This window comes from Lutibacter sp., assembly GCF_041555395.1.
In the GTDB taxonomy this organism is placed as follows: Bacteria; Bacteroidota; Bacteroidia; order Flavobacteriales; family Flavobacteriaceae; genus Lutibacter.
In genome coordinates this window covers 1-7,505 of the sequence record NZ_JBFFKM010000081.1, presented here as the reverse complement: position 1 = coordinate 7,505, position 7,505 = coordinate 1, and the positions used below count along the sequence as shown (strand labels likewise).

The following is a 7,505-nucleotide window of genomic DNA, read 5'->3' as shown; positions in this document are numbered from 1 at the left end:
AGAAAAACCTGATGAAATTCTAGTCATTTCAGCACATTATGACCATCTGGGAATTGATAAGGATGGTGAAATTTATAATGGCGCCGATGATGACGGATCAGGAACCGTTGCTGTAATGGCTATAGCTGAAGCTTTTCAAAAAGCTGTTGAAGAAGGAAACGGCCCCAAACGTTCCATCTTGTTTTTACATGTTACCGGTGAAGAAAAAGGATTACTTGGCTCTAAATATTATGCGAATTTCCCTATTTTTCCCTTAGAAAATACGGTTGTGGATTTAAATATTGATATGATTGGGCGTACAGACGAAGCTCATGAAAATAATCCAAATTATATATATTTAATTGGTTCTGATAAGTTAAGCACTGAATTGCACAATTTATCTGAAGAAATGAATCACAAGTTCACCAAATTAAAATTAGACTACAAATACAATGAAGATAGCGATCCTAATCGCTTTTATTACCGTTCTGACCATTACAGTTTTGCAAAAAATAACATTCCGGTCATCTTCTATTTTAACGGAACCCATGAAAATTATCACCGCATTAGTGATACGCCCGATAAAATTAATTATGAATTACTAGAAAAAAGAACGAAATTGGTTTTTTATACTGCCTGGGAAATAGCCAATAGGGAAAAACGAATTACTGTGGATAAATAATTGGTTTTTGGAAATTGTTTATATCGTTAAATTGGCTAATTTTAATTTTTCAAACATTCTTGTTTTCCAACATTTTTAACAATTCCCCCTTTAGGGGTTAGGGGGCTTCAATGTATTATTTTAAATAATAATTCTTTTAAAATATCTCCTGCCGGCAATGCGTTTGCACCAACACCCTTACTTTTTAAGTCGGCATCACGCAACAATCCAATTACTTGTGAAACTTTTCGCATCGGATAGTTTTTTGCGGCCGAGGTATAATCTGAAACAAAAAATGGATTTACACCTAAAGCTTTGGCTACGCTATTACTCGACTTGTCCTTTAAACTATGGTAAATGAGCAGTTGGGTAAAAAAGCTGTTCAATAATGAAATTGTCACGACGATAGGGTTTGCTTTCTGATTTTGTGCAAAATGATTGATAATTCTGTTCGCTCTTAGCACATTTCTGTCGCCAACTGCCTTTCGCAATTCAAAATTATTATAGTCTTTGCTAATCCCTATATTTTCTTCAATTGCCTTTGGCGTTATGGATGAATTTTGCGGCAAAACTATCATTAATTTATCAAGTTCATTGCTTATTTTACTTAAATCGTTGCCCAAAAATTCCACCAACATTAAAGTTGCTTTGGTATCAATTTTATAATTTTTACCAGCCAAAACCCTCCGAATCCAATCTGCAACCTGATTTTCATATAGCTTTTTACTTTCATATACCAATCCGCATTTCTGAATGGCTTTGTACAGTTTTTTCCGTTTGTCAATTGTTTTATACTTGTAACAAATTACCAATACCGTGGAAGGCTGCGGATTTTCAGCGTAGGAAGCCAATTTTTCAATGGTTCTTGACAAATCCTGTGCTTCTTTAACAATAACCACATGCCTATCGGCCATCATTGGATAGCGTTTGGCATTGTCAATTAATTCTTCCACCACAACATCGCGTCCATACAAGACCATCTGATTAAATCCCTTTTCTTCTTCGGAAAGCATATTTTTTTCAATATACTCAGCTATTTTATCAATATAATATGGCTCATCTCCCATTAAAAAATAAATGGGTTTTATATTTCCATTTTCTATATCTGAAACTATTTTGGTTACATCACTCATTTATAAAAAAAAATTAGCATTTTTGTTGGATGCAGCCACTGAATTTAACTACATATCCTTTCAAAATCAAAAGTAGCGAAAATAAATATTTTATTTTCGATATCGTCCGAAAAAAATATGTGATGCTGACTCCGGAAGAATGGGTGCGCCAACATATTATTCATTATTTAATTGAAGAAAAAAACTATCCGATTTCACTTATTGCCGTTGAAAAAAAGGTAACTGTCAACAAATTAACCAAACGCACAGATATCTTGGTTTTTAATACCAAGGGAAATCCGCATATCATTGTTGAATGCAAGGCACCTTCCATAAAAATAACACAGGATGCTTTCGACCAAATTGCCCGGTATAATTTAAAATTGGAGGCCAATTATCTTATCGTCACCAATGGACTCACCCACTTTTACACTTTTATGGATCTGGAAAAAGAATGCTACGTTTTTTTAGAAACGATTCCGAAATATGAACAATAATGATAAGTTCTGCATTTAAATTTCATCTTTTTAATTAAGTTTGTATACGTGAAAATAGCCATCGTCATTTTAAACTGGAACGGAAAACACCTGCTGGAAAAATTTCTTCCTTCTATGGTAAAATACAGCGATTTCCAAAATGTTGAAATTTATGTAGCGGACAACGCTTCCACTGATGATTCTGTTGGTTTTGTAAAAAATGCCTATCCACAAATTAAAATTATTCAAAATAATATAAACGGCGGGTTTGCCAAAGGCTATAACGATGCTTTAAAAAATGTAGCTGCTGATATTTATGCATTGGTGAATTCTGATATTGAAGTGACTGACGGCTGGCTGAACCCTGTTATTTCAGTTTTTGAAAAAGAGCCTGATACAGCTATTATTCAACCAAAAATATTGGATTATAAAAATAAAAATACGTTTGAATATGCAGGTGCTGCAGGAGGATTTATTGATAAATTTGGCTATCCTTATTGCAGGGGTCGTATTTTTGCGGAAGTAGAAACAGATACACAACTATACAACGATGAAACTGAAATTTTTTGGGCATCTGGAGCCTGTTTTTTTATTCGTTCCTCAGATTTTCACGAACTAAATGGCTTTGACGAAGATTATTTTGCGCATCAGGAAGAAATAGATTTGTGCTGGAGAGCCAAAAACACAAATAAAACCATTAAATATGTGGGAACTTCAACGGTTTATCACGTTGGAGGTGCCACCTTAAAAGAGGCAAACCCAAAAAAAACATTTTTAAATTTCAGAAACAGTCTGTTTAGTTTGGCAAAAAATTTACCCGTAAACAGACTTATTCCTGTCATTTTTACAAGACTTATTTTGGATGGATTCGCCGGATTCAAATTTTTATTGGAATTGAAGCCTATGCATTTCGTGGCCATTTTAAATGCACACTTTAGTTTTTACCGTCATTTTTCAAAAATGCTAAAAAAAAGAAATAAATCTACTAAAACAGCAGATTATTATACGGTAAAAAGTATTGTTTGGCAATATTTTATTTTAGGAAAAAAGAGGTATGAAGAGTTACTAAAATAGGTTATCAACACTTCCCAATCCTTCACGCAAAACAGTGATTTCCCCTTCAGATAAATCAATAACTGTGGATGGAATATTACTTCCATAACCACCGTCAATGACGATGTCCACCTTATTTTCCCATTTTTCAAAAATTAATTCAGGATCTGTGGTATATTCCAACAAATCATCTTCGTCATAAATAGAAGTTGAAACAATAGGGTTTCCCAATTTTTTCACGAGTTCTCTAATAATATTATTATCGGGAATACGAATACCAACTGTTTTTTTATTTTTAAATGCTTTAGGTAAGTTGGTGCTTGAAGGCAAAATAAATGTATATGGTCCCGGCAAAGCTTTTTTCAATATTTTATAGACTGGCGTATCTATTTGTTTTACATAATCGGAAAGATTACTTAAATCATAACAAATAAATGAAAAATTGGCCTTGTCCAATTTTAAACCCTTTAGCTGCGCCACCTTCTCCATCGCTTTCGTGTTGGTAATGTCACAGCCTAACCCATAAACGGTATCCGTTGGGTAAATAATTAATCCGCCTTTTTGTAAAACCTTGACAACTTTGTCAATTTCACGTTCATTGGGATTTTCATTAAATATTTTAATTAACTGTGCCATTTGTTTATGCAATGATTAAACAAATGTAACAATTTATTATGATTTTTCTAATAACCTGAATCCTTCTCCGTGAATGTTTAAAATTTCAACATTCGGATCGGGTTTCAAATATTTTCGAAGTTTCGCAATATACACATCCATGCTTCTGGAAGTAAAGTAATTGTCGTCTCTCCAAATTTTAGTCAGTGCCAATTCACGCGGCATTAGATCATTTTTATAGGTTGCCAGCAGTTTCAGCAATTTACTTTCTTTTGGTGAAAGTTTTTGAATTTCGCCTCCATCATATGATAAATGACGTAGTTTTGAATTAAAATCAAATTTCCCGATTTTAAATTCAAAAGTATCCTCTTCAATATTTTGTTCCGTTTCTTTACGTTGTAAAATGGCTTTAATTTTATATAACAAGACTTCAGAATCAAAAGGTTTGTTTAAATAATCATCTGCTCCTGACTGATATCCTTTCAGCACATCCTCTTTCATTGTCCTGGCTGTCAAAAATATAATTGGTACTTCAGAATTTGATGACCTAATGTCTTTTGCCAATGAAAAACCATCTTTTCTAGGCATCATAACATCTAAAATGCAAAGGTCGTAATCATCATTCTTAAACATAATCAAACCTTCTAATCCATCTTTGGCCAAGGTCACTTTATAGTCATTTAATGACAAATAATCTTTCAAAACAGTCCCAAAATTGGGATCGTCTTCCACCAATAAAATTCTATTATTTTCCATATTTTTTATATTAAATTATAGGCAGTTTGATGGTAAAAGTACTTCCAATACCTTTTTCACTTTCCACATAAACTTCACCTTGATGAATTTCAACAATTTTTTTCACGTATGCAAGTCCCAATCCATGACCTTTCACATTATGAATATTTCCACTTTCTTCTCTGTAAAACTTCTTAAAAACATTTTTTTGAACGTTTTTAACCATACCAATACCATGGTCTTTTATCTTAATAATAATCGCTTTTGGCGCATTCTCGGTTGATATGTCAATTTTTGGCGCACCTTCGGAATATTTTATGGCATTGTCCAAGATATTCACAATTACGTTTGTAAAATGGAAATGGTCGCCTAAAATTTCGATTGTTGCCGCATTTAATTTCATATTTATATAACCGCCTTTGTCTTTTACCAATAATTCTACATGTGTTACAGCTTCTTTAATTAAGTCGTGAACATCCACCTTCTCCTTACTTACATCTAACTGATTTTTCTCAAGTTTGGAAATTCTCAAAACATTTTCAACCTGAGCATTCATACGCTTATTTTCTTCACGAATCATTTGTAAATAGCGTATCACTTTTTCCTGGTCACCAATAACTTTCGGATTTTTAATAGCGTCCAAGGCCAAATTTATGGTTGCTATGGGCGTTTTAAATTCGTGTGTCATATTATTAATGAAATCTGTTTTAATTTCAGAAATTTGTTTTTGTTTGACCAATTGATACAAAGCACTTACAAATGCCAAAATGATAATAAGAATAAAAAAAACAGACAACGCCAATATTTTAGAAATTGAGGCTAAAATGTAATTTTTTTCTTCAGGAAATGTCACATATAATTGGTAATTACTGTTTCCTTCAGCGTCTGCAAACATAGGTACCATATAACTTTTACCTATTTCTTTTCTGAAATAACCTGATTTTACCTGAGTGGCTAAACCATTACTGTAAATGCCATATTTAAAATTGGTGCCAATTCCTTTTGATTTGAGTTCATTTGATAACCTAAAGGTGATCTCTCTGTTCGTCACTCTACTGTGAACAGGGAGTTTACTGGTAAAAATATCAAATTGACGTTCTAAATATGATCTTTCCGCACCTTCAAACCTTCCTACTTTTACGTAACGCTCTTCGGGCGGGGACATTGTTCCGGCGGGATTGTCCAATACCTGATCTTTTACAATCACAATTTCTTCTTTACTGAAAATTTCTCTAAAATTTACGGTGTCATTTTCAAAGAACGCGGTGGGCACTTTATAATTTGACTCAATAATGCTTTGCGAATAAGTAAATTTTTCATTGTTGGTGGTGTCAATTTTTTCATAAATAAATTTTCTGACATCAGATTCTTTTAATTTTTCACCATCTTTATAAAGTTCCGCTATTTTAAAATAAAAATCATTAAACTCTCGCTGCTTAATATCCTCCGAAACTTTTGCCAAAGCAAACTTCACATTTGACGTAAATTGCTCTTCCGTTATCTGTACCGTGTTTTTTATCCAAAATACCTGTACAGTGATAATGCCTATTAAGGCAATACTCATTAAAATAACGATGAGCACAAATATCCTTTTCCTCATCATCCAAATTTACACGTTTAACAGCATATTCATTGTTATTTAACGTAGATTAACATATTAATTATTTTCTTAACAATTTTTTAAGAAAATTTTTATTTATTTTTTAATTTTTTAAGCAACTCAAAAATAGTAAAAACTTGACATTTTGTATCCTCCAAATTGTTATTTCTAATCACAAAATCCGAATTTTTTATTTTAAAATCGTCGGCAGACTGGTTTTTCATCCGTTCCAAAATTTGTGCTTCAGAAACCCCGTCCCGCTTTATAATCCGATCTATTTTATTTTCAAAAGATGACAAAACCGTGATTATATAATCACACAATTTATCACTGCGGCTCTCAAATAATATGGCGGCCTCATAAATTACGAAATCAGCATTTGTTTTCTTAATAAAATATTGAAAATGTTCCCTGACTTTTGGATGAACCAAAGCATTTAAAGCATTTAATTTTTCTTCATTGTTAAAAACAAGTGCAGCGATGTAAGTTCTGTTTAATTCACCCTTGTCATATGCCTTTTCGCCAAATAATTTTATGATTTGATGCCTTAGTTCGTCATCGGCATTCATTAACTTTTTCGCCTCAATATCTGCCACATAAGTAACCGTGCCAAGTGCTTCAAAAAGCGCTAAAACAGTGCTTTTCCCACTTCCAATTCCCCCTGTCAGTCCAATTATTTTCATCTGTTTAAATTTTATTTTTTTAACAGTAACAGATGCAGTTCGCCATTAATCATTCCTTTGTGTATCAAAATTTGTTATGCTCGTTTCATTTTTCAATTAAAAATTCCAATTGTGCCGGATTGATTTTTAACGCATAAATATAGTCGCTTTTTTCAACTATTATTGGGGTTAGGAAAGTGATTAATGTATCCTTTTCATACTGCTTATAATCAAAAACAACTGAAATATCATTTTTGGTAATTTTGCTGAAATTTGATAGTCCGGACTGATAAATCACTTCAATTTCTTTTGGGAAAGTGGTTACTTTCACCCCTTCAGGAATATTGATTATGGCTACTGGGATTGTAAAGATGCCTTCCGTAAATTTATCAACTTTGCCTGTGATTTTAACGGTACTGGCTGACATTTTAATCTGGTTCATCTTAAATGGCGATTTTAAATCCACCGCTAACTCAATATCTTTATAAACATTATCCAATTTTAGAAGTTTGGTTCTTAATTCGGTGATGGAATCAATATATCTTTTCGAACCCGAAACGATAACACTGTCCGGTGAAATTTTTAATTCCTCAACCAAATTATATCCCGCTT

General features: G+C 32.7%; 9 protein-coding genes. 3 read left to right on the top strand and 6 right to left on the bottom strand.

From position 1 onward, the window contains the following. The coding region (locus ABY285_RS11795; protein ID WP_372770302.1) for a M28 family peptidase at nt 1-661 on the top strand (661 nt) is incomplete at its 5' end. A gap of 107 nt (nt 662-768) precedes the next feature. Here ABY285_RS11795 and holA read toward each other — a convergent pair. Beyond that, a complete protein-coding gene (holA, locus tag ABY285_RS11790; protein WP_372770300.1) occupies nt 769-1,773 on the bottom strand; it encodes a DNA polymerase III subunit delta in 1,005 nt (334 codons plus the stop codon). Nucleotides 1,774-1,802: 29 nt separating this feature from the next. Between holA and ABY285_RS11785 the strand changes: the two genes are divergently transcribed. Next, entirely contained in the window at nt 1,803-2,249 is a 447-nt protein-coding gene (locus tag ABY285_RS11785; RefSeq protein WP_372770298.1) for a type I restriction enzyme HsdR N-terminal domain-containing protein, read from the top strand. Between the two features lie 48 nt (nt 2,250-2,297). Next, a complete protein-coding gene (locus ABY285_RS11780; RefSeq protein ID WP_372770296.1) occupies nt 2,298-3,302 on the top strand; it encodes a glycosyltransferase family 2 protein in 1,005 nt (334 codons plus the stop codon). Here the strand turns inward: ABY285_RS11780 and ABY285_RS11775 are convergent. The 5 genes from ABY285_RS11775 to ABY285_RS11755 all read right to left on the bottom strand — a co-directional run. After that, entirely contained in the window at nt 3,294-3,917 is a 624-nt protein-coding gene (locus tag ABY285_RS11775) for an L-threonylcarbamoyladenylate synthase (RefSeq protein ID WP_372770294.1), read from the bottom strand. The genes ABY285_RS11780 and ABY285_RS11775 overlap by 9 nt on opposite strands. A 36-nt stretch (nt 3,918-3,953) precedes the next feature. Next, nucleotides 3,954-4,652 carry a response regulator transcription factor gene (locus tag ABY285_RS11770; RefSeq protein WP_372770292.1) on the bottom strand — a complete coding sequence of 233 codons (699 nt, stop codon included), beginning with the start codon at nt 4,650-4,652 and terminating at the stop codon, nt 3,954-3,956. Between the two features lie 10 nt (nt 4,653-4,662). Continuing rightward, nucleotides 4,663-6,234, bottom strand: a complete 1,572-nt coding sequence (locus ABY285_RS11765) for a sensor histidine kinase (protein ID WP_372770290.1) — start codon at nt 6,232-6,234, stop codon at nt 4,663-4,665. A gap of 89 nt (nt 6,235-6,323) precedes the next feature. Further along, nucleotides 6,324-6,914 carry a dephospho-CoA kinase gene (gene coaE, locus ABY285_RS11760; RefSeq protein WP_372770288.1) on the bottom strand — a complete coding sequence of 197 codons (591 nt, stop codon included), beginning with the start codon at nt 6,912-6,914 and terminating at the stop codon, nt 6,324-6,326. Between the two features lie 85 nt (nt 6,915-6,999). Next, nucleotides 7,000-7,505: CdaR family protein (locus ABY285_RS11755; RefSeq protein WP_372770286.1), on the bottom strand; the 506-nt coding region annotated here is incomplete at its 5' end.

Excerpts from the sequence above, each read along its gene's own strand:
- ABY285_RS11775 (WP_372770294.1), bottom strand. The coding sequence starts at position 3,917 with ATGGCACAGTTAATTAAAATATTTAATGAAAATCCCAATGAACGTGAA.
- coaE (WP_372770288.1), bottom strand. The coding sequence starts at position 6,914 with ATGAAAATAATTGGACTGACAGGGGGAATTGGAAGTGGGAAAAGCACT.
- ABY285_RS11770 (WP_372770292.1), bottom strand. The coding sequence starts at position 4,652 with ATGGAAAATAATAGAATTTTATTGGTGGAAGACGATCCCAATTTTGGG.
- ABY285_RS11765 (WP_372770290.1), bottom strand. The coding sequence starts at position 6,234 with ATGATGAGGAAAAGGATATTTGTGCTCATCGTTATTTTAATGAGTATT.
- ABY285_RS11785 (WP_372770298.1), top strand. The coding sequence starts at position 1,803 with ATGCAGCCACTGAATTTAACTACATATCCTTTCAAAATCAAAAGTAGC.
- holA (WP_372770300.1), bottom strand. The coding sequence starts at position 1,773 with ATGAGTGATGTAACCAAAATAGTTTCAGATATAGAAAATGGAAATATA.